Raw genomic sequence first — 1805 nt, 5'->3', positions numbered from 1 at the left:
TGGATTGTGGTCATACGTTTTCTTTCCGAGGAAAATGGGATTTCTCCGATGCGTGGGGTTTCTTTTTCCAGTTCTTCTTTCCATAATCCTGCCTTAGCTGCTGTCACGATCAATGCGCCCTCTGTTGGGTCACCTTTGATAACCCATTTTTCACCTTCTTTCTCTAACTTGGCATCATTGCACAATGCGGCAGCTTTCAGAAGCAGAACGAGCTCCTCTTGCGTTGGGTCGATTTTTTTGTCTTCAAATATGAAGTCTCCTTCTGGTTCGTAGCCTACGCCTGAAACCTTGATCGGCTTACAATCTACAAAGATTCTTTGAACTGTCATCTCACCTTTCGTCATTGTTCCAGTTTTGTCGGAGCATATGACGCTGGTGCATCCTAAGGTTTCGACGGCTGGGAGTCTTCTGACTATTGTGTTTACTTTAGCCATTCTATACATGCCAACTGCAAGTGCTCCGGTTACAATCGCAGGCAGAGCTTCTGGCACTGCTGCTACGGCTAGGCTTACTCCCCACAGAACCATGCCTAAAAGATCACGTCCTTCAATAACCCCGATGGCTGCTACTGTCAAGCAAACTCCTATAGCAAGTAATCCTATCCATTTCCCAACGGACGCCATTCTCTTTTCAAGAGGAGTTTCCTCCTCTCCAGTCATTTGAACCATCTTGGCTATTTTTCCAAACTCAGTGTTCATCCCTGTTGACGTGACAACCGCTTTACCGCGTCCATACACGACAACTGTTCCAGTAAATACAATATTTCGCCTATCATTGAGTGGTGCATCCTGCGGTGATGGGTTAACATCCTTATTCACTGGAGTTGATTCTCCTGTTAAAGGCGCTTCATCAATTTTCAGGTTGACCGCTTCAATGAGTCGAGAATCTGCCGGAACTTTATCCCCCGTGTACAACAAAACAATGTCGCCAGGAACAATCTCGCTTGTTGGAATTTTGACTTCCTTTCCGTCGCGTAAAACTGTGGCTGTTGGGGCAGTCATCTTCTTTAGTGCTTCTAACGCTTTTTCAGACCGATATTCTTCTACAAATCCTAGAACTGCGCAGGCAAAAACTATGGCTATAATGACAATTGCATCGACAACTTCGCCCAAATAGAGCGAAAGCCCCGTGGCGATGAGCAATATTATAATGAGAATGTCTTTGAACTGTCTAGCGAAAAGTTCTACCGGAGATGTTTGCTTCTCCTTTCTCAATTCATTTGTTCCATATTGGCTTAGACGTTTCTGCACTTCTTCTTGGCTTAAGCCAGTTTCCTTAGCATTCAATGCTTTGAAAGTTTCTTCGATTTCCATCGCGTGCCAAGGTTTTGACATGCTCTGAGCCCCACATTGGATATTTTGAACTGTATTCCGTTGAACAACACAAGTAATAATCTTTTCTAAGCCGGAAAATGATTTCCAGTAAATAAGTTTATATGATTTTATACATCACTTTAGGGATATTTAGAAAAATTCGGAAAATGCATAGGAGAAGGGGAACCGAAAAATGTTTGAAATGTGGCTTATAGCGCCTTTTTCTGCTTTGATCTCAATTTTGGTGGGACTTTACTTTTACAATTACGTCAACAAGCAAGACAGCGGAACTGAAAAAATGAAAGAAATTTCCGACTTGATCAAAGAAGGAGCTGCAGCCTTCATAAGACGAGAGTACACGATGCTGGCAATATTCGTAAGCGTCGTGGCGATACTGATCGGCATATTCTTGCCTCAGCCGCTGTGGGAGTCGCATAACCTTCTACGGAATGTTGAATTGCCAGCAGCTTACATGTTCGGTTCATTCTGTTC

At 43.5% G+C, this 1805-nt stretch carries 2 protein-coding genes; one reads left to right on the top strand and one right to left on the bottom strand.

The features are described from left to right. Positions 1-1334: HAD-IC family P-type ATPase (locus HXY34_14165; GenBank protein ID NWF97279.1), on the bottom strand; the 1334-nt coding region annotated here is incomplete at its 3' end. Positions 1335-1506: 172 nt separating this feature from the next. Here HXY34_14165 and HXY34_14160 point away from each other — a divergent pair. Further along, a partial coding sequence (locus HXY34_14160) for a sodium/proton-translocating pyrophosphatase (protein NWF97278.1) occupies positions 1507-1805 on the top strand: 299 nt, incomplete at its 3' end.

The organism is Candidatus Thorarchaeota archaeon (assembly GCA_013388835.1).
Classification (GTDB): Archaea; Asgardarchaeota; Thorarchaeia; order Thorarchaeales; family Thorarchaeaceae; genus JACAEL01.
Note: the sequence above shows the minus strand (reverse complement) of the source record. Positions and strands in the feature narration are given on the sequence as shown.